This is a genomic window from Candidatus Nitrohelix vancouverensis (assembly GCA_015698305.1).
GTDB lineage: Bacteria > Nitrospinota > Nitrospinia > Nitrospinales > VA-1 > Nitrohelix > Nitrohelix vancouverensis.
Genome location: CP048620.1, coordinates 230,486 through 253,884, shown reverse-complemented (window position 1 = coordinate 253,884; position 23,399 = coordinate 230,486). Strand labels below are relative to the sequence as shown.

24 protein-coding genes are annotated in these 23,399 nt (G+C 53.0%); 8 read left to right on the top strand and 16 right to left on the bottom strand.

Annotated features, from left to right (window positions below; all coding sequences use genetic code 11):
- Nucleotides 1-490 precede the first annotated feature (490 nt).
- The 3 genes from G3M78_01250 to G3M78_01240 all read right to left on the bottom strand — a co-directional run bounded on the left by G3M78_01250 (nt 491) and on the right by G3M78_01240 (nt 2,837).
- A complete protein-coding gene (locus G3M78_01250; protein ID QPJ64103.1) occupies nt 491-1,174 on the bottom strand; it encodes a glycosyltransferase family 2 protein in 684 nt (227 codons plus the stop codon).
- Nucleotides 1,175-1,347: 173 nt separating this feature from the next.
- Nucleotides 1,348-1,884 carry a Gx transporter family protein gene (locus G3M78_01245; protein ID QPJ64102.1) on the bottom strand — a complete coding sequence of 179 codons (537 nt, stop codon included), beginning with the start codon at nt 1,882-1,884 and terminating at the stop codon, nt 1,348-1,350.
- 17 nt (nt 1,885-1,901) lie between these two features.
- Nucleotides 1,902-2,837, bottom strand: a complete 936-nt coding sequence (locus G3M78_01240) for a histone deacetylase (GenBank protein QPJ64101.1) — start codon at nt 2,835-2,837, stop codon at nt 1,902-1,904.
- Nucleotides 2,838-2,946: 109 nt separating this feature from the next.
- On the opposite strand from G3M78_01240, the gene queG reads away from it, so the two are divergent.
- From queG to G3M78_01220, 4 genes are all read left to right on the top strand, one after another.
- Nucleotides 2,947-4,077, top strand: a complete 1,131-nt coding sequence (gene queG, locus G3M78_01235) for a tRNA epoxyqueuosine(34) reductase QueG (GenBank protein ID QPJ64100.1) — start codon at nt 2,947-2,949, stop codon at nt 4,075-4,077.
- A 210-nt stretch (nt 4,078-4,287) separates the two neighbouring features.
- The gene (gene hemE / locus G3M78_01230; GenBank protein QPJ64099.1) at nt 4,288-5,328 is read left to right on the top strand and encodes a uroporphyrinogen decarboxylase; all 1,041 of its coding nucleotides are present in this window, start codon (nt 4,288-4,290) and stop codon (nt 5,326-5,328) included.
- Complete coding sequence (hemH, locus tag G3M78_01225; protein ID QPJ66728.1) at nt 5,321-6,259, top strand: ferrochelatase; 939 nt, start codon at nt 5,321-5,323, stop codon at nt 6,257-6,259. The genes hemE and hemH overlap by 8 nt, the downstream gene beginning before the upstream one ends.
- A gap of 20 nt (nt 6,260-6,279) precedes the next feature.
- A complete protein-coding gene (locus tag G3M78_01220; GenBank protein QPJ64098.1) occupies nt 6,280-8,454 on the top strand; it encodes a UvrD-helicase domain-containing protein in 2,175 nt (724 codons plus the stop codon).
- A gap of 8 nt (nt 8,455-8,462) precedes the next feature.
- Here G3M78_01220 and hflX read toward each other — a convergent pair whose 3' ends face one another.
- Nucleotides 8,463-9,740, bottom strand: a complete 1,278-nt coding sequence (gene hflX, locus G3M78_01215; GenBank protein QPJ64097.1) for a GTPase HflX — start codon at nt 9,738-9,740, stop codon at nt 8,463-8,465.
- 42 nt (nt 9,741-9,782) lie between these two features.
- Nucleotides 9,783-10,232 (bottom strand): cyclic nucleotide-binding domain-containing protein, encoded by a 450-nt coding sequence (locus tag G3M78_01210; protein ID QPJ64096.1) that lies wholly within the window; start codon nt 10,230-10,232, stop codon nt 9,783-9,785.
- 205 nt (nt 10,233-10,437) lie between these two features.
- On the opposite strand from G3M78_01210, the gene G3M78_01205 reads away from it, so the two are divergent.
- Nucleotides 10,438-10,812, top strand: a complete 375-nt coding sequence (locus tag G3M78_01205) for a cytochrome c (GenBank protein ID QPJ64095.1) — start codon at nt 10,438-10,440, stop codon at nt 10,810-10,812.
- A gap of 3 nt (nt 10,813-10,815) precedes the next feature.
- On the opposite strand, the gene G3M78_01200 is transcribed toward G3M78_01205, so the two are convergent.
- From G3M78_01200 to G3M78_01150, 11 genes are all read right to left on the bottom strand, one after another.
- On the bottom strand, nt 10,816-11,280 hold the full coding sequence (locus G3M78_01200; protein ID QPJ64094.1) for a tRNA (cytidine(34)-2'-O)-methyltransferase: 465 nt from the start codon (nt 11,278-11,280) through the stop codon (nt 10,816-10,818).
- Nucleotides 11,281-11,324: 44 nt separating this feature from the next.
- On the bottom strand, nt 11,325-12,125 hold the full coding sequence (locus G3M78_01195) for a glycosyltransferase (protein QPJ64093.1): 801 nt from the start codon (nt 12,123-12,125) through the stop codon (nt 11,325-11,327).
- Between the two features lie 8 nt (nt 12,126-12,133).
- On the bottom strand, nt 12,134-12,610 hold the full coding sequence (locus tag G3M78_01190) for a dTDP-4-dehydrorhamnose 3,5-epimerase (protein ID QPJ64092.1): 477 nt from the start codon (nt 12,608-12,610) through the stop codon (nt 12,134-12,136).
- Complete coding sequence (gene rfbG / locus G3M78_01185; protein ID QPJ64091.1) at nt 12,598-13,689, bottom strand: CDP-glucose 4,6-dehydratase; 1,092 nt, start codon at nt 13,687-13,689, stop codon at nt 12,598-12,600. Before rfbG ends, G3M78_01190 begins: the two co-directional genes overlap by 13 nt.
- 42 nt (nt 13,690-13,731) lie before the next feature.
- The gene (gene rfbF / locus G3M78_01180) at nt 13,732-14,511 is read right to left on the bottom strand and encodes a glucose-1-phosphate cytidylyltransferase (GenBank protein QPJ64090.1); all 780 of its coding nucleotides are present in this window, start codon (nt 14,509-14,511) and stop codon (nt 13,732-13,734) included.
- A gap of 25 nt (nt 14,512-14,536) precedes the next feature.
- The gene (locus G3M78_01175; GenBank protein QPJ64089.1) at nt 14,537-15,493 is read right to left on the bottom strand and encodes an SDR family oxidoreductase; all 957 of its coding nucleotides are present in this window, start codon (nt 15,491-15,493) and stop codon (nt 14,537-14,539) included.
- A gap of 15 nt (nt 15,494-15,508) precedes the next feature.
- Complete coding sequence (locus G3M78_01170) at nt 15,509-16,408, bottom strand: polysaccharide deacetylase family protein (GenBank protein ID QPJ64088.1); 900 nt, start codon at nt 16,406-16,408, stop codon at nt 15,509-15,511.
- A gap of 217 nt (nt 16,409-16,625) precedes the next feature.
- A complete protein-coding gene (locus G3M78_01165) occupies nt 16,626-17,495 on the bottom strand; it encodes a hypothetical protein (GenBank protein QPJ64087.1) in 870 nt (289 codons plus the stop codon).
- 50 nt (nt 17,496-17,545) lie between these two features.
- Nucleotides 17,546-18,541, bottom strand: coding sequence for a ketoacyl-ACP synthase III (locus G3M78_01160; GenBank protein QPJ64086.1), 996 nt, complete (start codon nt 18,539-18,541; stop codon nt 17,546-17,548).
- 63 nt (nt 18,542-18,604) lie between these two features.
- Entirely contained in the window at nt 18,605-19,360 is a 756-nt protein-coding gene (locus tag G3M78_01155; GenBank protein QPJ64085.1) for an SDR family oxidoreductase, read from the bottom strand.
- Nucleotides 19,361-19,408: 48 nt separating this feature from the next.
- On the bottom strand, nt 19,409-19,636 hold the full coding sequence (locus tag G3M78_01150; protein ID QPJ64084.1) for an acyl carrier protein: 228 nt from the start codon (nt 19,634-19,636) through the stop codon (nt 19,409-19,411).
- 311 nt (nt 19,637-19,947) lie between these two features.
- Here G3M78_01150 and G3M78_01145 point away from each other — a divergent pair, with 311 nt between their 5' ends.
- The 3 genes from G3M78_01145 to neuC are packed head-to-tail and all read left to right on the top strand — an operon-like array spanning nt 19,948 to nt 23,377.
- Complete coding sequence (locus G3M78_01145; protein ID QPJ64083.1) at nt 19,948-20,958, top strand: SDR family NAD(P)-dependent oxidoreductase; 1,011 nt, start codon at nt 19,948-19,950, stop codon at nt 20,956-20,958.
- 7 nt (nt 20,959-20,965) lie between these two features.
- Nucleotides 20,966-22,150, top strand: coding sequence for a LegC family aminotransferase (locus tag G3M78_01140; protein ID QPJ64082.1), 1,185 nt, complete (start codon nt 20,966-20,968; stop codon nt 22,148-22,150).
- A 60-nt stretch (nt 22,151-22,210) separates the two neighbouring features.
- Nucleotides 22,211-23,377, top strand: coding sequence for a UDP-N-acetylglucosamine 2-epimerase (hydrolyzing) (gene neuC / locus G3M78_01135; protein ID QPJ64081.1), 1,167 nt, complete (start codon nt 22,211-22,213; stop codon nt 23,375-23,377).
- Nucleotides 23,378-23,399 lie beyond the last annotated feature (22 nt).

Here is a 23,399-nt window from a genome sequence, read left to right as displayed (position 1 = left end):
TGTCGCCACGCGCCTGACACTATACTCTCAATGCTAATAATCCCGTTGGGCGCAATTGAAGCGCTGAGGTTTTTACGTCATCGCGAGCGCCTGATAAGGCGCGCTGCGATCCAGCGGCTTTAAGCGTTTCATGAAAGTCTCTGGATTGCTTCGTCGCGGGCGCTCCTCGCAAAGACGCCTTGCTTGAAAGCTCCTCCACCCGGCGAGGGCCGGGGCCATAACGCTCAACTCGAATTGCTAGTAATGGCTTAAGAGCGCAATTGAAACACTTCGGCTCTTATCCAGTGGGCGATGCCCACCCGGTCTGTGACCGGAGACGTAGGGCTTAGCTTAAGTATTGCTAGTAATCGTTTGCGAGCGCAATTGGAACTTTGTGGCTCTTATCCAGTGGGCGATGCCCACCCGGTAGAGGTAGGGCTAGCTTGCGATGCTAGCAATCCCGTTGGGCGCAATCGCAATGTTCCTGCCATTATCCTGCGGGTGATACCCGCTAGTCGAAGAATTTGAATTTGACGATGAACCACAGGGCGGCGACGCCGTCCTTCCAGGTGATTTTCTTTCCTTCCGCATAATCCCTCCCGCTATAGGAGATGGGCACTTCATAAATCCTGAAATTGCGTTTGGAAATTTTTGCGGTGAATTCCGGTTCGAATCCGAAACGGTTGCAGGTGAGGCTGATCTGATCCAGAACGTTGCGGGTGAAAACCTTGTAGCCGGTTTCCATATCCGTCAGGTTCAGGTTGGTGAAGATGTTGGAGAGGGTGGTCAAGGCCTTGTTGCCGAGATAATGCCAGTAGAACAAGACGCGGTGCGGGCCGCCTAGAAAGCGCGAACCGAAAACCACGTCGGCGCGACCATCAAGAATCGGTTCCAGCAGAACCTTGTAGTCCTGCGGGTCGTATTCCAGATCGGCGTCCTGAATGATGACGATGTCACCAGAAACCTCAGCGAAGCCCGTGCGCAAGGCGGCGCCTTTGCCCTGATTGTAATGGTGATAAAATACCCTGATCCCTTCTTCCGCTTCCATCTCTTTCAGTAAATCGCGCGTTCCGTCGGTGGAATAATCATCGACGAGGATGATTTCCATATCGTAGTTCTGCGCCTGCACCCGTTGGATGATTTTCGAAAGCGTAGCTTTTTCGTTGTAAACGGGGATCACGACGGAAAGTTTCATGGGCCTGTCCGGGAAACGGTTTTGATAGCGCTACTGTTAAGTAGTTGTATTTATTTCAATGAGTTCCGAGTCTTTGATTTTAGGCGAATCAGAACGCAATGTCTAAAATAAATTCATCGGATTACTTAACGGATGATTGCGACGGCGTGTTGAATGGAAAATTTGGGGAGCGTTTACTTGAGCGCAATGCCCTCGGCTTCGAGGCGGCGCGCAAGGTCGTTGGCGACCAGTCCGGTCAAAACTCCCGAGACCAGGGCCAGACAGGAGAACAGAGGGATGAGCTTTAGAAACGAGGTCGATGTCGAAAGAAACCCGTAGACGCAGAAAAACGCCGTCGCCGTATGAGCATAAGCCGAGGCGACGCACACGCCGATCAGGCTGAAGGGTCCGCGACCGCCTGCGTAAAAGCAGGCCATTGCCAGCGTTGCGGACAGGGTTCCCGCGAAGCTCAGGAAAAAGGTCGGGCTCATGAAGGTTCCGCCTAAGATCGATCCCCAGAACACCCGCAGGATGGCGACGATGAAGGCTTCTTTAACGCCGAGGTAAACCAGCGCGACCAGAGTCATGACGTTCGCCAGGCCCAGTTTGATCCAGGGCGAGGGCAGGGGGAGCAGGGCTTCGAGGCGGTGGAGAACAACGCCAAGCGCGACCAGCGTCGCCATGATCAGCAGGCGCCGTTCTGTCGATACCGCTTCGCTTTGAGTTGGCATGGGCGCGTTTGGACGGATTATTCCTTGAGCGACTGGATATGTTCGAGGACCGATTCGGCGAGCGCGGTGTGGTTGTAGCCGCCTTCCAGCATGGAGACGAGGCGGCCGGAGCAGGTTTCATTCGCGACCTGGGTCAGCAGGCGGGTCATTTGCCCGAAGCATCCGCTGGAGACGTCCATCTGCGCCAGCGGGTCGTCTTCATGCGCGTCGAATCCGGCGGAGATGATGATCAAGTCCGGTTTGAAGCGCTGGATTTCAGGAATGATCCGGTTCTCGACAATATCGAGATAGACCCCGTCGTCGCAAAAGGCGCGCAATGGAAAATTGAGAGTGGCTCCCAGTCCGTTGCCGGAGCCGGTTTCGTCGTCGGAGCCGGTGCCGGGGTAGAAGGGATACTGGTGAATGCTGGAATAGAACACATGCGATGATTTGTAGAAAGAATTTTGCGTGCCGTTGCCGTGGTGGACGTCCCAGTCGAAAATGAACACGCGGTTCATTTCCCATTGGTTGATGGCGTAACGCGCGGCGATGGCGACGTTGTTGAACAGGCAAAACCCCATTCCCCGTTTTTCTTCGGCGTGGTGACCCGGAGGGCGCACGGCGCAAAAAACATTCCTGCATTCGTTGTTCATGATCGCGTCGACGGCGGAAATCCCGGCTCCGGCGCTCAGCAGGGCGGCGGTATAGGAATCGGGGCAGATCACGGTGTCGGAGTCGAGCGAGCGCACGCCTTCCTGACAGTATTTTTCGACCTGCGCGACGTATCCAGCGTCGTGATTTTCGGAAACTTCCTGCGCGGTGGCCGCGCGCGGGTCGATGCGTTTCACATCGTCAAACCAGTCGGCTTTGGCAAGCGCCTGCTCGATCGCCTTGAGGCGGCCTGGATTCTCCGGGTGCGGTTCGTTATCGTGTCGCAGGTAATGCGGATGGTAAATATAGCCGGTTTTATTCATTCCCGAAGTCCGTCGATTGATGTATTAATAGTCCAGGCGCAAAAGCGCAAATCCATGCTTGTATGAATTCAGAGTATCAAATGGCCTATAGCTTGGCAATCTCATTCCCATGACCTCAGAGCAGGCGAAAAATCAATTGATGCAGGTGCGCCAACGGGCGTTGGAGCTGGGTTTCAAAGGCTTTGGCGTGGCCCCGGCGACGGTGTTGGACACAACGGCAAATCGGTTCGACCGCTGGATTGAAAGCGGCTACGCCGGCGAAATGGCTTACATGGCGCGCGGCGCCGAAAAGCGCAAAGATCCGACGCTGATCCTGCCCGGCGTGAAGTCGGTGGTGTGTCTCAGCTACGATTATCTGACGACGCACAAAAGCATGGAGTTCGCGCAGGACAAGGCCACGGGAGACATTTCCCTTTACGCCCTCAACCTAGATTATCACGACGCCCTGGCGCCCCGGCTCGAAGCGGTGGAGGCGGCCTTGCAGGAAGCCTTTCCGGGGTGCAAGACGCGGCGTTATATTGACACCGGGCCGGTTCTGGAAAAAGCGATGGCGGAGCAGGCGGGCATTGGCTGGATCGGCAAGCACACCAATGTGATCACCGAAGGCGAAGGCTCCTGGTATTTCCTCGCGGAAATTCTGACGGATGTGGAACTGCCGCGCTCCGATCCGGCGACGGACCATTGCGGTACCTGTCGATCCTGTATCGACGTGTGCCCGACGAACGCGATCATTGCTCCTTATGTTCTGGATTCGCGCAAATGCATTTCCTATCTGACCATTGAGTTGAAAGGGCCCATCCCGATTGAGTTTCGCGCGGCGCTGGGCAATCATATCTACGGATGCGACGATTGCCAGATCGTCTGCCCCTGGAATTCGCATGCGGTCACGACCGATGAGAACGCATTCATCGAGCGTGAAGGAACCCGCGCTCTCGTTGAATTGATGCGGCTGGACGACGAAGGCTTTCGCGAGCGTTTCCGCAAAAGTCCGGTGAAGCGCATCAAGCGTCGCGGGCTTCTGCGCAATGTCGCCGTCGCCTTGGGAAATTCCGGCGACCGCGCGGCGGTTCCGGTGTTGCTGGAGGCTTTGGCGGATGTCGAACCCTTGATCCGCGCTCACGCGCTGTGGGCCGTTGGGCGCTTGCTGGGAGAGGAAGCGCGCGAAGCGATCGGTTCCCGTCTTGATGAGGAAACGGACGAGATGGTTCTGGAAGAGCGACGTCGGATCGTACAGGCGTGACGCATTAGTTTTCCTGAGTATCGCTTCGCGACCTTTGATTTGACAGCGCCGAAAGCTTTGGTTCTCCGAAGCGTGAGCCTGAAAAATCTTCAAATACAACGCGCTAGATTATCCGACAGCGCGCTTGAAAAGCTTGGGGCAATAAAGCATTGATAAATTCTGCGCGGCAAGCCTATAATCAAACTTTTATTTTTCTGCCGATGGGAGCCAATGGATAACACGAACGAGTATCGTTTCTTAAAAGCGTGTCGCGGCGAATCGACCGACGTCACGCCGATCTGGTTTATGAGACAGGCGGGGCGCTACATGAAGGCCTACCGCGATATGAAAGAGAAGTACACCTTTCTGGAGATGTGCAAGACCCCGGAATTGGCCGCCGAAGTCACACTCCAGCCGCTGGATGCGCTGGGCGTGGATGCGGCGATAATTTTTGCGGACATTTTATTGCCGCTGGAGCCGATGGGGACGGGACTGGAATTTTCCAAGGGCGATGGACCGGTGATCCCGCGTCCGGTGAAAGGCGAAAAAGAAGTCAACGCCCTGCGCCCCGTCAATTCCAAGGAGCAGTTGAGCTTTGTGGGCGACGCCATTCGCCATGTTCGCTCCGAGATCGACGGCAAGATTCCGCTGATCGGTTTTGCAGGCGCTCCGTTCACCCTGTGCAGTTACATGATCGAAGGCGGCAAGTCCAAGGATTTCATCGCGACGAAAATGATGATGCTGGAGACGCCCAAAGTCTGGGAAACCTTGATGGACAAGGTCTGCGAGGTTCTGATCGACTACCTGAAAATGCAGGTCGACGCGGGCGCTCAGGCGCTTCAGTTGTTCGATAGCTGGGTGGGCTGTCTGAGTCCGTATGATTACGAGCGTTTCATTCTCCCCTATACCAAACGGGTGATCGATGGTCTGAAAGATTCCGGCGTTCCTTTCATCAATTTCAGCACAGGCACCTCGACGCTTCTTCCTTTGATCAAGCAGGCGGGCGGCGACGTCATCAGTTTCGACTGGCGCGTCAATCTCGACGACGCCTGGCAACAGGTCGGTTACGATCAGCCGATTCAGGGCAATCTCGATCCTGCGGCCCTGATGGCTCCGATCCCGGTGATTCGCGAACGCGTGATGGACATCATGAAACGCGCCGATGGACGGCCCGGTCATATCTTCAATCTGGGTCACGGTATTTTCCAATGGACTCCGGTCGATCATGTCAAGGCGGTGGTCGACATGGTGCATGAATATCGTCATGGGTGAGCCTGAAACCGGCGCGCCTGTCGGAATTTTTTTAATGGCGCATGGCGCTCCCAATTCGGTCGACGACATTCCGCAGTATCTGAAAAATATCCGGGGCGGAAAAGAATCCTCGGATAAGCTTGTGCAGATCATCAGCGATCGTTACACCGCTATTGGCGGCAGTTCCCCCCTGCTGGAAATCACGACGGGACAGGTTGAAGCTCTGGAGAAATTTCTCAATCAGGGCGAAGATCGTTTCAAAGTCTATGTGGGCATGCGCAACTGGAGTCCTTTCATTCAGGATGCCGTGCAACAGATGCTCGACGACGGCGTGCGCAAGGTGGTGGTCATGTGCCTGGCGCCGCAATACAGTAGCTGGAGCACCGAACTCTATTTCAAAGCCTTCCGTACGGCGCTGGAAGTTTGCGGTTCGCCGGATATCGATGCGCGTTATGTGGGCAGTTGGGCCGACAATCCTTTGTTGATCGACGCCTTTGCGGAACGTTACAAGGCCGCTGAAGAACGCTTGCGCGGTATGGGCAAGGAAAAAATCTACACCGTGTTCACGGCCCACAGCATTCCCGCCCAGTCCCTGGACAACGGCGATCCCTACGCGGAGGAATACGCAAAAACGCTGAACGCGCTGGTCGAGCGCGTCCAGCCGCAACGCTGGTTTCAGGCCTATCAGAGTCAGGGAATGATTCCCGTGCCCTGGCTGGGGCCGACGGTTGAAGCGACGCTGGACAAGATCGCGCGTTATGGATCGCGAACGGTGCTCATGGTTCCCATTGGTTTCGTTTGCGATCATGTCGAAATTTTGTACGATATTGATATCGAATTTAAGAAATATGCGGACGAGCGCAAGCTCGACCTGCACCGCACCGAATCGCTCAATCTATCTCCGCTGTTCACCGAAGCCCTGGCGGCTGTCGCCTGGGAACATTTACTTTAAAACGTTCCACCGTATTTCTCATGAACTCCAGCAGTCTCAATCCCCAGCAACTGGAAGCGATCCAGTGCGTTGACGGCCCTCTCATGGTGGTCGCAGGCGCCGGGTCGGGAAAAACCCGCGTCATCACGCATCGCATCGCGCATTTGATCCGTGAACGCGGAACGCCAACCGACCAGATTCTGGCGATCACTTTCACCAACAAGGCGGCGGGCGAAATGAAGGACCGCGTGCGCAAGATGCTCGACGTTTACGACGCGCCGCCCTGGATCAGCACCTTTCACTCTTTCTGTCTGCGCATCCTGCGACGGCATATCGACGCGCTGGGTTTTTCCACCGAGTTTGTGATTTACGATTCGCAGGATCAGTTGTCGATGGTCAAACAGTGCATGAAGAACGCTGGGATCGACAAGGATTCCTTTCCGCCCAAAACCCTGCTGGGGCATATCAGTTCTTTCAAGAACGATTTGAAGATGCCGAAGGACATCGACCTGGAATCTCTGTCTTACGGCAACAAGTACAAGGCGGCGGAACTGTATCCGCGCTATCAGGAGGGCTTGAAGAAAAACAACGCGCTGGATTTCGACGATTTGTTGATTCAATGCGTGCGTTTGTTTCAGGAGTCGCCGGAGATTCTGGAGCGTTACGGTCGCCAGTTCAAATACATTCTGGTGGATGAGTTTCAGGACACCAACGCGGTGCAATACCGTCTCGTGAAACAGCTGTCCAGCATTCACGGCAATATCTGCGTGGTCGGCGACGACGATCAGAGCATCTACCGCTGGCGCGGCGCGAATCTGGAAAATATTCTGGATTTTGAAAAAGATTATCCCGGCGTCAAGGTCATCAAGTTGGAGGAAAATTATCGCTCGACGCAAAATATATTGAAGGCCGCCGCCGGAGTCGTGGAAGAAAACGTCCACCGAAAAGCCAAGACGCTATGGACGAAAAACGCGGAAGGCGAACCCATCACCTACTATCGCGCGATGGACGAAATGGACGAGGCGGATTTCGTATGCCGACGCATTCAGGCCATGAGTGATGAAGGCTCCTGCGAGTTGAACGACATTGCGATCCTTTATCGCACCAACGCTCAATCGCGCGTCGTTGAGGACGTGCTGAGAAAACGAGACATTCCCTATCAACTGGTGGGCGGTCTGAAATTTTACGAGCGCAAGGAGGTGAAGGATATTCTCTCCTTCGTTCGCGTGATTCTCAATCGCGATGATTCGGTTTCCTTGAAACGCATCGTCAACGTGCCGCCGCGCGGCATCGGAAAAACCTCGCTCGACAAGCTGGAAGCCTATTGCCAGAAAGAGGGCCTCACCCTGGCTCAGGGGCTGGAACGCGCCGCGACGCATCGGCTGGCCTCGCCCGCCGCGGCGAAGCGAATGGCGCAGTTTATGAATGTCGTCAAGTATCTGGCCGACTATCGCGAGGAGCGGAGCGAATCGGATTTTTTTCGCGCGGTCATCGAAAAAACCGGATACGCGGAGGCATTGCGCAATGAGAATTCGATTGAAAGTCGTTCGCGAATGGAGAACCTTGAGGAATTGATCTCCGCCGTGCAACAGGCGGAAGAGGAGGGCCGCACCCTGCAGGAATTTCTCGATTCCTGTTCGCTGACGGCGGACGCCGATACGATCCAGGACGACCGCGGCGCTTTGGCGATGATGACGCTTCACGCCTGCAAGGGGCTGGAGTTTCGCGCCGTGTTTATCGTTGGCATGGAACGCGGCCTGTTGCCGCACGCCAGTTCGATGGGCGAGAATGCGGAGTATGAAGAAGAACGCCGCCTGTGTTATGTGGGCTTCACCCGAGCGCGCGAAAAATTATTCCTCACCAACGCGCGCCAGCGCAGGATTTACGGTAGCACCTTTAATTATCAGCCGTCGGAGTTTCTCGACAGCGTTCCCGCCGAGGCCCTGCATATCGAGCCTTCCGCGTTTCAGGAACGGAAAGAAACGGTTCGCAGTTATGAAGAATCGATTCCGGCGCCGTCCTATCGTCCTTCAGTAAAATCGTCGGGGGGCGAAGATTACGCCGTCGGGACTCGCGTCCTGCATTCCAAATTCGGGCCGGGCGTGGTGATACGAAGGGAAGGCAACGAAGACGACCTGAAGGTCGACGTGTTTTTCAAGCCGCCTCACGGCAAGAAACGACTGGCGGTGAAGGTCGCCAAACTGATCGTTCTGTAACAAGCCCCTCAAATTTCCTCGAGCAGTCGTCTCAATCTTTCTTTGTGTTGCGGGAAGAGCTGGACCTGCAGGGAGACGATTTCCTCTCCATAGTCCTCGCCGGTGATCAATCCCAGTTTGCGTATTTCTGAAAGCGCTTTCATCTGGCTGTATTTCAAATCCACCTGACACGAGATCAATTGACTTTCGTAGCGCGCGTCGATTGCGGATCGCACGGCGTCCACGCCGTTGCCGGTCTTGCATGAAATGAACAGGGCGTCGGGGTGCCTGTTTTCTGCGTCGGTCCGTTCTGAAGGAGAGAGGGCGTCGATCTTGTTCAGGACCAGAATGGAGTCGATGCTATCGGCGTTCAACTCTTTCAACAGTTCCGTTGTGACGCGCATTTGTTCCTGATAATGCGGGTGAGATATATCGACGACGTTTATCAATAGATCGGCGTTGCGCACTTCGTCGAGAGTCGATTTGAACGAGGCGACGAGGTCGTGCGGCAATTTGTTGATGAGCCCGACGGTGTCGGTCAACAGGATCGGATAAGGATGATTGCGTTTGATTTTGCGCACCGTCGCGTCGAGCGTGGCGAACAGTTTGTTTTCCGCCAGCGCGCCCGCTTCGGTCAAGCGGTTCATGAGCGAAGATTTGCCGACGTTGGTGTAGCCGACCAGAGACACGGTGAAGGCGGATTGACGGCGTTTGTTTTGCGTTTTCTTTTCTTTATCCAGCGTGACCAGCTTGCGTTCGAGTTTGGATATCTGTTCGCGCACCATGCGACGGTCCAGCTGGATTTGAGTTTCGCCGACGTCTTTCATGCCGATGCCGCCGCGTTGTCGGGACAAGTGACTCCACATTTTTGAAAGTCGCGGAAGCGAATATTTCAGGCGCGCCAGTTCCACCTGCGTTTTTGCCGCGCGGGTTTTTGCGTGTCGGCTGAAGATCTCGAGGATCAGCCAAGGGCGGTCGAAGACCCTGCATTTGAGAATTTTTTCGAGGTTGCGGTTTTGCGTGGGCGACAGCGCATCGTCAAAAACGACTCCGTCGGCTTCGTGGTGCAAAATCGCGGTTTCCAGTTCTTCGAGTTTTCCCTTGCCAAGAAATGTGCCGGGGTTGACGCGGGACAGGTTTTGTTTCATCCATGCCGCTGGCTCGTAACCCGCCGTGATGGCGAGTCCTTCGAGTTCTTCGAGAGAAGCCTCAAGGGAAAGTCCTTGCGCGCCGGGTTGTTCGGCTCCGATCAAAATCAGTTTTTCGCTGTCTGGGCTGGAAACGTTTTTAGCGAGAGGGGCGTTCATGAATTTAGCTTGCGTCTGCGGCAGGCGGTTCGGGAGTTCAAGTCAGTCGTTCCTTGCTTGAGATAGTTTTTCATTCATTTCTTCGAGCCGTTGCACGAGTTGAAGCACCAGTTGCTGGTGGAATTTTTTTTGCAATTCAACGGATAGTTTTTCGATCATCTCTTGTGTGATCTTCATGACCACGACATCCCCTTGCGCCGTTGCGTTGGTGGTTCGAGCGCGCTTGCTGATCAAGGTGACTTCTCCAAACAGAGCGCCCGGACGCAGTTGCGCCAATACTTTATTGGGACGGTTTCTTTTGGTGATTTGTACGACGCCTTTTAAAATAATAAAAAGACCGTCGTCGATTTCGCCTTCACGAATGATCAACTGATCGGCTCGAAATTTCAGAAACAGGTCCTGGGTCTGGATGAGCGCTTCTCTTTCCTTGCCTGTGAAATCTTTGAAAAAGGGAAGGCTTGCAATGAAGGACAGGATGAGTTGAAATTCCAAAGTCAACCTCGCCAATAGTTAACAGGGACTGGTGCAATTAAAGGGTTTAGAAAATTATGCCCGGCGTTTCTTAAATGAAATGATACAATCATTCTCATGTGGTAGCTAGAATTAAACGACAATACTGCTGTGGAAACGATTATTAGCGAAGCCATGTAAATCTAAAGACAGTTTGTTTACGATGATTCAAAAAGGGGGTGTTTGTATGGCAAGAATGGGCCTGGTTTTATTTCTACTCATTTGGATTTCAGCTTGTGAAACGACCCCTGTGAAAAAATACTCGAATCTGCCCGAACCCCTTCCTCTCACCGAAGGACAACTGGTTTATGAGGAATCGGGATGCGTGCATTGCCACGGTATTCAGGGCGATGGCGAGGGTTTTTTGTCCGTGGGAATGGTTCCCAGGCCGACGGACTTCAGCAATGGCAACGTCATGTTGTTGAGATCGGATTCCGCGCTGACAAAGGCGATTCGTCTGGGTATGCCGGGAACGGCGATGCCGTCTTATCGTAATTTTACGGATCGGCAGGTGCGAGCGGTCGTCGGTTACCTGCGTTCGTTTGCGATTGTCCGGGAGTGAGGCTCAGGGGCCGAGCTGTCGGATGGCTTCGTAGACCACAATGCTGGCGGCGTTGGAGAGGTTGAGGGAGCGGACGCGGTCGTCGTACTGCGGAATACGATAGATGTTGCTTTCATTTTCTTCTCGCAGTTGTTGCGACAACCCTTTGGTTTCCTTGCCAAAAAACAGGTAAGTTCCGGCTTCGAATCTGTGTTCGAAATAACTCGCTTTCGCTTTGGTGGAGAAAAAAACCCGGGGCGCATTGACGGGCATGGTTTCATAGAGCGCCTCGATATTTTTGTGGCGTCGGACATCGACGTATTTCCAGTAGTCGAGACCGGCGCGTTTGACTTGCGTGTCGTTGATTTCAAAGCCAAGCGGTTCGACCAGATGCAGGACGCATCCGGTGGCGAGGCAGAGCCTGCCAATGGAGCCGGTATTGTTCGGGATTTCCGGTTCGACGAGTACGACGTTGAGTTGATGCGGCATGGTATGGAAGCGGCGTTCGCCGTGTTGTTAGAGTTAAAAAAATGCTATCCGCCGGATCGGCGGTACAGGTGTTTACTGATAACATTGGGTAGAGTGAACAGAACCCCGCCGCGCAAGGAAAAGTAGAGAAGGCGTCCTAACGATCCGCCGAATTTCATATAGGCCCGCCATTTGACATCCAGTGTTTCCAGATACAGTTTGCGTTTGTTACGAAGCATCGTTGAGGTTTCATAAAAACGAATGAAACCTAAATTGTCCTTCAAATTACATGCTTTCCCTTCTTGCATCAGCCGAATCCACAGATCATAATCCTGACAGGTTTGATAGCTGGGGTTGTAGCCACCCACCTTCACGAAGGCTTGTCTTCTAAAAACGACAGAACTGTGAGCGAAGGGATTCAAGCGGCTGAAGTTGCGCCGTATCGTAGCGTCGGTTTCCAGGAATTCCTCCCGTTGCGCGGTCAGATGTCCCTCTCTCCACTCCTCGTAAGCGCCGCCGCATAGAACGTAATCCGGGTTGGCTTCCATGAATAGAATCTGTTTTTCGAGCCGGTCGGGAGCGGCGCAGTCGTCGGCGTCCAGTCTGAAAATCAGTTCCCCTTTTGCCATGCGCACGCCCTTGTTGAGCGACCCGGCGATGCCCAGGTTTTCCTGGTGAACGACGACGACGCGGGGGTCGCTGATGCGATCCAATATCGTTCTACTGCCGTCGGTCGAGCCGTTGTCGAGAATAATGAATTCAAAATTCTGATGGGTCTGATTGAGAATGCTGTCGACGCATTCTTGAAGGTAGCGCTCTCCGTTATAGACGGACGTGACGACGGAAACAAAGGGGGATGAGGGCATAGCGGGAGTCAGGCCGAGTTGGTTTGTGACCGCCAATTCACTTTCACAGGACCGCTTTCCAGAGGTAGTGTTTCAGATTCCTGAGGGTCGTGGGGCATGTCCGCGCAATTCGCGATCAGCGCTTTTTCCTGCCCCGTGTTTTCAAATCCATACCAGACACCGGGCGGAATTTTAATGAGTTGATAATGGTCGGGACGGCCGAGTTCGTATTCCCGCAGTTCCTTGTAGGTCGGGGAATTCTCTCTCGCGTCGTACAGAGCCAGATGCAAGGTGCCTCTGGGAGCGGCGAACAGTTGCGTCATTTTCCGGTGGCGTTTCCATGCTTTGACGACTCCGGGATTGACCTCAGAAAAATAGATTTCCCCAAACTTGGTAAACTGGTCGGAATCCTGGCGGAGCATGTGCAGGACCGCGCCTCGATCGTCTTCGATGATCTTCAGCGGTTCAACGGCGCCGCCGTGCAGGGGAAGCTTTATTGGGTCCATGAGAGATTGGCTCGCCGCGCGCGCGCAACATATTCCTCGATTTGCTTGAGGGACAATTCAGCGGCGGCTTCTGGCCCTTGTTCGTAATAGGCCTGGTACCATTCGCCCGTGAAACGAATCGAGCTTTCAAAATCGAGCGTGGCTTCCCAGCCGAGCAGGGTCAGGGCTTTGTCGCAATTGAGCTTGAGCAGGTTGGATTCTTTTTGATTGGGATCGGGCGGCACAACGTCCCACTTGGGTTCTTTCCAATAGCGGCAAAACTCTTCAATCAATTCTTCGACCGGCTGGATGACGCCGCTATGCGGGCCAAAGTTGAAAGCCTGGTTGCGCGCCGATTCCGATTCGTTGAATAAATGCGCGCCGAGATGCAGATAGCCTCCCAGGGGTTCCAGAACATGTTGCCAGGGTCGCGTCGCCTTGGGGTTGCGTATTGGGAGCGATTCGCCACGCGACCAGGCCCGCGCACAATCGGGGATGATCCGGTCCGCCGCCCAGTCGCCGCCGCCGATGACGTTGCCGGCGCGAGCTGTTGCGACGAAGAGATCCTCGCTGGTGAAAAAAGATTTCATGTAAGCCGAGGCGATGATCTCGGCGCAGGCTTTTGAGGCGCTGTATGGGTCGGCGCCGCCGAGCGGGTCGGTTTCACGATAGCCCCAGAGCCATTCGGAATTGTGGTAACACTTGTCGCTGGTGATGAAAACGCCGGCGCTGATGGATGCGCATTCGCGAATCGCCTGGAGCATGTAGAGCGAGCCGAGGGCGTTGGTTTCAAAGGTGAGAACCGGGTCTTCGTAAGATTTGCGCACCAGAGCCTGCGCGGCCAGATGAAAGACGATCTCCGGTTTGAAATCATCCAGCGTTTGTTGTAGCGAGCGCGGGTCGCGCACATCGCCTTCAACATGAAGCATTCTGTTTTTCAGTTTGAGCGCTTCAAAATTGCAAGGCTCGCTTGGCAGGTCGATGGAGTATCCGGCGACCTCCGCTCCCAGTTCAAGCAACCATGCGCTGAGCCAGGAACCCTTGAAACCGGTGTGGCCAGTGACCAACACCTTTCTGCCTTGATAGATATTTGAAAACATCGTTGCTTTCCTGTGCGCGACGCCCCTGGAGCGGTCGTTGTTTTATTTCCAGACCTTCCAGAAGGCGCGCCCGGAATTCCACAGTTGATTGAGGTGCGTCGCGTCGCGATAGGTGTCCATGCAGGCCCAGTCGCCCTGGTGGTGGTAGGCCATCAACTCGCCTTCGCGGGTGATTTTTTCCAGCGGACCGACTTCGAAATCGCAGTTTTCGTCGAGAGAAAGATAATCGAATATTTTTCTGTTGAATACGAAAAAACCGCCGTTGACCATGCTGGCGTCGATCTTGGGCTTTTCAATAAAATTGACGACCTTGCCTTCGTTCTGGACGATTTGCCCAAAGGACGAACGCGGGCTGACGCCGGTCACGGTCGCTATTTTCCCATGCGATTGGTGGTAGTCCGCAAGTTGTTTGAGATTGATGTCGGAGATGCCGTCGCCATAAGTGACCATGAAGGAATCGCCGTCGATGAATTTTTCAATTTTCTTGATGCGCGCGCCCTTGAGAGTCGTTTCTCCTGTGTTTGCCAGGGTGATGGTCCAGTTCTCATTGTGCGGGTTCTCGTGCACCGTCATCTGGCGGTCGGCCCCCAGCTTGAAGGTCACATCGTTATTGTGGAGCATGTAATGATAAAAGTATTCTTTAATGACTTCCCCTTTGTAGCCCAGGCAGAGGATGAAATCATTGAAGCCGTAATGGGAATACAGTTTCATGATATGCCAGAGGATGGGATTGTCGCCGATCTTCACCATCGGTTTGGGACGGAACTCAGTTTCCTCTCGCAAGCGCGCTCCCATGCCGCCGCATAGAATAACGACTTTCATTGAGCGACTCCCGTTGGATCGGGGTTCATTTGAAAATAGAATCTTTGCATAGCTTCAGGGTGTTTTCGATTTCTTCGTCCATGTTGCCTGTGAGGCTGAATTGCATGGACTTGAGTTTGTCGATAGAAAATTCAACGGGCGGTTCATCCTCAGAGTTTGAGGAGGGTTTCGTTTTAATGTCGCCGAGGGTTGTTCCAAATTTGCTTTCGTAGATGCGGGCGACACGTTTTGCCGCCTCCAGAACGGAAAGGGAGCATTCGCCGCCCAGATTATACAGGCCATCGCCCCAATTGTCAGGGATATTAAACAGGAAATGGTGCACGGCCCGGGCCACGTCGGACAGGGCGACAAAATCGCGTTGCTGGCGTCCGGAGGATTTTAAAACCAGTTTGCCGTTTTGCGTGGCCTGTCGGCAGAGATCGTTGAACAGCAGAGACCATCGGCTGATCGCGGAGTCCATCGGTCGACCGAAGCCGTTGGAAAGTCGAAATGTGACCGTTTGCATTTGATGATAGGTTCGGAAGTATTGGACGATGTCTTCCGCGGCGCGGTGAGTTGCGGCATAAGGGTGCGCGGCGCGCGTTGGAGAATTTTCCGTGATCGGTACGCTGGTCTGAGGGCCGTAAACATGAAAGGTTGAGAAGTTGATAAAACGCCGCACGCGTTTTTCCTTGCACTGCTTCAACAATTCGTAGGTCCCCAGAGTTTTTATTTTCCAGGCTTGCTCGGGTGTGTTTACGGCGTCGGTTATATTGGGCGAGGCGAGATGAATCACGGAGTCCACGCCCTGAAGAGCGGTGGAGATTGTTTCGGGATCGTCCAATGCGAAGCGAACGACTTCGCAGGCATTCGACCATTCCGGCATGAAAGCGGCCTTGCGGCTGGTTCCCAGAACGATTTCAACGTCGGTTTCATTTTCGATCAGGTAGTTGGCGACGCGTCCGCCAATGTATCCCAAACCGCCTGTGATTAATATTCTCATTATGATAGCTCGATTTTATTCTGCAGGCAGTCGGCGAAATTGGTTGATTAAACAAGGGAGCGTCCCATGAACCCATAAGCGGAGGGATTCAGGGTTTTCTCCATCGCGCTTCGGATTGATCGGAATTCGCGGCAGATTCTGAATGTGGTCGCGGTGTTCAGGGAAAATGTTTCCAAAGCGCGTTGTGGTTGAAGAGTCGAAACCGCAATCTGCAGCCAGTTTGAATTCCCGGGGGCCGGCTTCACGAACAGTTCCAAACGGATAGGAAAAGTGTCTGACGATCTCTCCCGTATGCGACTCGATGCGTTCTTTCGATTGCATTATCTCCGAAATTGCGTTGCGCTCGTTGAGTTGGCTGAGAGCAGGGTGACTCACGGTGTGCGCTCCGATATCGACCAATGGGTCACGGTTCATTTCGGTAATTTGATTCCAGCTCAAAGCGAGTTCCTTTGTTTTCTCATGTAGATCAATCCTGCGTTTTCCAAAAAAATCATGCAATGCCTTTTCGAGCTGTTCGCCGTCCAAAAGTGAAAAAAAATTTCGCAATTGGTGAAACGCTTCTTCTTTTGACCAGCGATCACTACAGTCGAGGCGAAACGATGCTCCTTGAAAATCCCAATCAACTCGCTTCTCTTTATGTATGACATCTTCAAGCAGGTACCACCAGAGGATGGCGTCGCCGTCTGGAAACTGGGTGGTAACGTAAATCGTAAAGGGAACTTCGTGTCGCTGGAGGATGGGCCACGCATGGAGAAAATTGTCGGCGTATCCATCGTCGAACGTCACTGCGATGAACTTGTCGGGTCGCTCTGCATTTTTGAGATAATCGCATACTTGATGCAACGATACAAACTGAAAACCGTCTCTCTTCAGGAACTGGATAAGACGGTCCAGATATTCGGGACTTGTTTCCAAACCGGAATTTCCACGGATTCGGGATCTATCGGATTCAGGACAAACCCGGTGGAACATCAAAATGCTCCCGATTCCAGAATAAAATGGAGCCGTCAACCGGTCGGCCCGGCATAGTCTCAATGCGGGGAATGCCAAGTCTGTTACCCAACGCTTTATCCGTTTGCGATTGATCACGGTTGCCTTTTTCACATTAAGGGATGTCATCGGCCCGAGTCTATCATAGGTTGAGAATGGTTAGCTCGGAGTATAATCCGTCAATGTCCCTGGCCGTCAGCTCATCCGAGCGGTAGAGACGAGGCTCCGGCAACCTGTAGGAAATCGAACTTTTTATGCGACGACCTTGAAGTAAGCGTCGGTCGGCCAATATAGCCAGGGTTCCATGTTTCAATGCCAGGCGCCCGGCAATATATCCGGCAAATCGGCAGAAAATTTCAGGGTTGCTGATATGGTGCGGAACGATGACGGGAAGGTTTTTTCTTCGAGTCCGGGTGTAGACGATGGCGCAGTTTCCAAGTGATGATAGTAGCATCAGCTGTTTACAGGGGGCTTTCAGGTGGTCTTTGCTCCAGTCCGGTTGTTCGGGGGTTTTTTCCGAGGAAAATTCTCGCTTGATGGTTTCAAGCTTCTGGGTGATTTTGCATCGGAACAGTTCTGCGTCGAACAGGTTGGCTAGCGGATGAACAATCTGGACATGTGTTTCCAGCGGCTGAAACCCAAATTTCGACAATATGGTAAAAGCGTCAGGGGATGGAGAGTAGTCGGTGATCGTGTAGCCTTTAAGTTTGAGGGCTGGTAATAGCAGGGACAGGCTTTGGTTGCGGTAAGGTTTTTTTACGATCCATCCTGAAAGATTCAAGAAGCGCCTGGAAACTTCGTTTATTTGCCGTTTGCTGAAGATCAAGCCAATGAAGCCGACGACTGAACCCCCGGATTTCATCATCAGTCCGTTATATCCTTCTTCTGTATCGTGCCCATGTTGAAACAAGCGGCGCCAGTCATCTTTGGTTAGATGCGGATTGTTGAAATCGGCAAACAAAGGGTAGATTGATTCGAAATCCTTTTCAGTGGCGTTTTCGATTGTGATCATGTGATTTTTTTGAGAAAGCTGGGAGTTGCGTCGCCTGCTTCAAGACTGAATCATGTAGAATTCCAGCGAATCAAAGTAGACCCCCAAGAGTAGCCTACGCCGAAGCCAACGAGAACGATGCGGCTTCCGGTTTTGATGCGATTCTGGTCTTGCGATTCTTTCAAGGCAATGGGGATGGTTGACGAAACGGTGTTGCCAGATTGCTCGAGAGAGATAACAAACTTTTCTTCCGGGATATTTATTTTATCACGCAAATGTTGAAGCATATGCCGGTTGGCCTGGTGGAAAATGAACAAATCGACGTCGTCTTGGGATATAGAAGCGCGATTCAACAAATCATCGATGCATTGCGGCACAGCCCGGAGCGTGAAATTGAAGACCTCGGGTCCGTTCATAAAAAGCCCTTTCGCTCCGTCGTCGTCAACGGCGCATTCTTGCGACCGCAAGCCGCTTCCACAGACTTTCAGATTTTTCGCGCCTTTTCCGTCGGTTCCAAAAACAAAGGGTCCGATAGAATCTTCAGATAAATTTTCTTTTCCTTCTATTATTGTTGCGGCCGCCCCGTCGCCAAAAATCGAGCGGACGCTTCGATCTTCCTTGCGCATATATTTGCTGTAGGTTTCGGCTGTCAAGAGGAGGACGCGTTGGGCTTGTTGTGATTCGATTAATCCCTTTGCAAGCGAAAGTCCATAAATAAAGCCGGTGCAACCCTGGTTGATATCGAGAGCGCCTGCTGTTATGGGTAGCTTCAGACGGTCCTGCAGGACACAAGCGGTTGCAGGGAGTACGTAGTCGGGACTCTGTGTGCAGAATATGAGAAAGTCAATATCGTTGCGATCGCAGTCGCCCGAGGCGAATAATTTCTCCGCCGCTTCAAAAGCTAGATCTGAAGATAACTCACCCTTGCGAGCGATATGCCGGGCTTTAATACCAGTTTTCTTTTCAATTTTGGCCAGATTCCAGTCGGGGAATTCTGCGGCCAAATCTTCTCCGGTCAGAATATCTTCAGGTAAGTGGTAGGAGATTGCAGTGATGGCGGCGCGCATCAGCTTGTCGTCTTTCGTTGAAATTGGCGGGCGACGATATGAAATTTTTTATAGTTCATGGCGTCAATGCGCGGAATAACCGCCGTCTATAACCAGCGTGGTTCCTGTGATCCATCGCCCGGTTTCTGCCATCAGGAAGGCGGCGGCATTAGCGACATCTCGCGGTGCGCCAGCTCCTAGCGGGTGTTCTGCTATGAGGGCGTCGAGTTGTTCGGTAGAGAGCGTTTTTCTGGCATCTTGCGCCGCCTGTGTTGGAATGTAGCCGGGAGCGATTGCGTTTACGCGAATATTGTCTCCCGCCCATTCGATGGCTAACGATCTAGCGAGACTTATCAGGGCGCCCTTGACGCCAGAATAGACCGACAGACCTGAGCCGCCGACGATTCCGGCTGATGAGGAAATGAAAATGACGCTTCCCGAATTTGCCCGCACTTTGCGACTGGCGAACGCTTTGCACAGAGCCAGAGCCGCAGTCAGGTGCACCTGAATCATGCTTTGGATTTCATCTAAAGGGGCGTATTGCAGGGGGGATACGGTTTGCATGCCTGCGGAGTGAACGATCCCGTATAAAGGGCCGTGTTGTTTGGCCAATTCTTTCAAAAGAGGTTGAATCGCGCTTGTCTGGTTCAGGTCAAATGGAACTGCAAAATTTTTGGAGGCGTCGAGAGGGGCTAATGTGTCCTTCAGTCCCGCCTCGTTTCTTGCAAGCAGAAGGGTGCGCGCGCCCAGGCGGCTCAGGTGTTGCCCTATTTCACGTCCCAGTCCTGACGAGGCGCCGGTGACCAGAACGAGTTTGTCTGTTAAGTCCAAGGGATTCATTGTTGAGCAACGCGGAAAAGGAGAAGGTTGGCAAGGACCTTCAGGGAGCTAAAGAGACTTTTCAACCAGAGATTTGAGTTGATCCAAGGTTTTGCAGGACATGACACTTTCCGGCTCTACGGCGACTCCAAAATGACGATCCGTCATTGCAAGAAAACCGATGATAGCAAGAGAATCCCAGTCTTCAAGCGAGTCGAGCGGTTCATTGCCCTTGAGAGCTCCTTTATCCAGCTCCAGTAGTTCTTCCACAAGGGGAATAAAATTATCAATGGTCATATTATGAATTGCTCCGTTTCGATTGCGATTGTACCCGTATCCTCACTGCTAGTTCAATAGTAAATATGGCGAAACCATTGTTGCATGCAAGCGGGCGCCGCAGTTGGCGTTAGTCTTGGTAATTATTGACTCCAAGGGGGTTTAATGCTAATTTTCAAGGCGTAAAACGGGTTGTGGCGGGCCTGACCTGTGTTTCCTTTGTGGAAAAAATGTTCCTGATGAAACCCCCGTTTTTCCTCCCATTCAGTAGATACCGTTTTTTTAAGAGACTGAATTTCATTCTTTTTGTATAGCCTGGAAGGCGAACCCCGATGGCGCGACAGTTAAAAAAAATCCTTGTGACCGGGGCGGATGGTTTCATTGGCTCTCATCTGGTCGAACGTCTTGTGAGCGAAGGGTATTCTGTCCGAGCTTTTGTTTTATACAATTCATTCAATTCATGGGGATGGCTGGATCAGGCCCCAGAAGCGATTCGTGGAGAACTGGACGTGGTTGCGGGAGACATTCGCGATCCTTTCGGGGTGAAGGATGCCATGAAAGGAATGGATGCGGTCTGCAATCTGGCGGCGTTGATATCGATTCCTTATTCTTACCATTCGCCCGATACTTTCGTGGACGTGAATATCAAGGGCGCCTTGCATGTCGCGCAAGCGGCGCGGGAACTGGAAGTGGAGCGTGTCGTACAAACTTCGACCAGCGAAGTGTATGGAACGGCGCGTTTTGTGCCGATCACAGAGGATCATCCCTTGCAGGGTCAATCGCCATATTCGGCCTCAAAAATCGGAGCGGATCAAATCGCTTTATCTTATTATCAGGCGTTTGGAACGCCGGTTTGTATTGTGAGACCGTTCAATACTTATGGGCCGCGTCAGTCGGCGCGGGCAGTGATTCCAACTATCATCACCCAGATTGCCAACGGCGCCAAGAAATTGCAGTTGGGGGCTTTGGAGCCGACAAGAGATTTCAATTACGTTCAGGACATTGCCCGGGGGTTTCAGTGTGCTTTGGAGGCGGACGGGGTTGATGGCGAAGTCGTCAATCTGGGCAGTAATTTTGAAGTGTCTATCGGCGATACGGCTCAGTTGATCGCCGAAGCGATGTCCTCCGATGTGGAAATCATGCAGGACCCGCAACGCCTTCGACCGAAGAACAGCGAAGTGGAGCGTTTGTGGGCCAGCAACGCCAAAGCCGAAACCTTGCTGGGCTGGAAGCCGGAGTATGGCGGTCGCGACGGATTCTTGCGGGGGTTGGGCGAAACAGTCGAATGGTTCAGGCAAGCGGAAAACTTGAAAGGGTATAAGGCGGATATCTATAATATCTGATTTCATCATGGATCCTCAATCTGTAGTCAATGCGTTAAATCAAAGTCTGGCGAGTTTGGCCGCCAAGCCGGTGGGCCTTCATGAACCTTGTTTTCAGGGCAAGGAGTGGGAGTACGTGAAAGAATGTCTGGACACGGGCTGGGTGTCCACCGTCGGTAAATTTGTAGACCGGTTTGAAGACGAGTTAAAAAACATCACTGGAGTGGAGCACGCCATCGCCGTGGTCAACGGTACAGCCGCCTTGCATGTGAGTCTTATCCTTGCAGGCGTTGAGCGTGAGGATGAAGTGATGCTCCCTGCCTTGTCGTTTGTAGCGCCGGCGAACGCGATCGCGTATTGCGGTGCGGTTCCACATTTCATTGATAGTGAAGAAAAAACGCTCGGCGTTGACCCTGCGCGGCTGGAGACATATCTCAGTGAGATTGCTGAAGTGCGCAGCGGGCATTGTTTTAACAAGCAAACGGGACGCTTGATTCGAGCCGTCGTAGCGGTGCATACCTTCGGTCACCCTGTGGATATGGACCTGTTGAAAGAGGTGTGCGACCGGTTTCATCTGATTTTGATTGAAGACGCGGCGGAGTCTCTTGGCTCATATTATAAGGGCAAACACACGGGTCATTGGGGGCAGAGCGCGTCGGTCAGTTTTAACGGCAATAAAATTGTAACGACAGGCGGGGGCGGCGCGGTTCTGATTCGCGATGCGGAGCTTGCGAAAAAAGCGCGACACATCACAACGACGGCTCGGCGACCGCATGGGTGGAACTTTTATCACGATCAGGTAGGATATAATTATCGCTTGCCCAATATCAACGCCGCCCTCGGTTGCGCTCAACTGGAGCAATTACCGGAATTTTTAAAATGGAAACGCTCGCTTGCGATGGCGTATCAAGAGTGTTTTGCAAACGTATCAGCGGTGCGATTTTTTGAGGAACCGGAGTTTGCGAAAAGCAATTACTGGTTGAATGTTCTTTTGCTGGCCGAGGCTGACATGAATCAATTGAACGCGTTGATCGAAGCGACGCGGGATGAGGGGATTTTAACGCGACCTGCCTGGACGCTCCTGTGTCGCCTACCCATGTTTCAAAACTGTCCGCGCATGAATCTGGATCAAGCTGAGAATCTTGAGTTGAGGATTGTGAACATTCCAAGCAGCGCCGGATTGGGGCGGGAAGCCTGCGCTTCCAACGTATAAACGTCGATAGGCTCTTTCGGCGTTCAAGTTTTATACTTTTTAACGCAACCTTCTAAAGCGATGTCTGAACGAAGCTTATGCGTGGTTACCGGAACGCGCGCCGATTATGGTCACTTGTCCTGCCTGATGCGAGCCATTCAGAACGATCCTGAATTGCGCTTGCAGGTTGTGGCGACGGGTATGCATTTGTCGCCTGAATTTGGCATGACCGTTGATGGGATCATCGAAGACGGTTTCGAGGTCAGCGCCCGCGTGGAAATGCTGTTGTCGAGCGACACTGCGGTGGGTATTGGTAAATCAATTGGGTTGGGCGTTATTGGTTTCGCTGAAGTTTTTGACCGATTGCAACCTGATGTGACGATCCTGTTGGGCGATCGCTTTGAGATGTTGGCGGCGGCGATGGCGGCGACGGCGGCGCGTATTCCCATTGCGCATTTGCATGGCGGGGAAACGACGGAAGGCGCTATGGACGAAGCGTTTCGTCATGCGATCACCAAAATGTCCCATGTTCATTTTGTCGCGGCAGAAGCGTATCAATGCAGGGTGAGGCAGATGGGGGAAGGCCCGTCGCGCATTTTTAATTTCGGCGCCCCGGGCCTCGATTTGTTGAAGACGATGGAGCGGCCGACTCGGGCGGATCTGGAAGCTAGATTAGGTTTGTCCCTGGGCGAACGGAATTTTCTCGTTACCTATCATCCTGAGACCTTGAACCGGGAGGGGCCGGAGAAAGCGATCCAGGCGCTGTTTGAAGCTCTGGACGTCTTTCCTGACGCCCGGATTATTTTCACCAAACCCAATTGCGACGAAGGCGGACGAAAAATTATAGAATTGATTGATGCTTTTGTTGAGGCGCGTCAGGAGCGCGCCGTCGCGCATGTTTCTCTCGGCTCGTATTATTATTTCGGGGTGATGAACGAGGTGGACGCGGTGATTGGCAATTCATCCAGCGGGTTGATCGAAGCTCCGGTGTTTGAAAAGCCGACGGTGAATATAGGCGACCGTCAGAAAGGTCGTTTGCGCGCCGGGTCGGTTGTCGATTGCGACGAAACGAAGGCGTCTATTGAAGCTGCGATCCGTCAGGTCTTGTCGGTTGATTTTCAGATGAAATTAAAGGGCGTTAAATCGCCTTACTATCAGGGCGGCGCTTCAGAGAAAATCCTGGCTGTTCTGAAGTCGTTTGACTTGCAGAATATTAAAAAAACGTTTTATGATTTGCCGTCCCGATAGGGGGCGCATCTGGATGGGATCC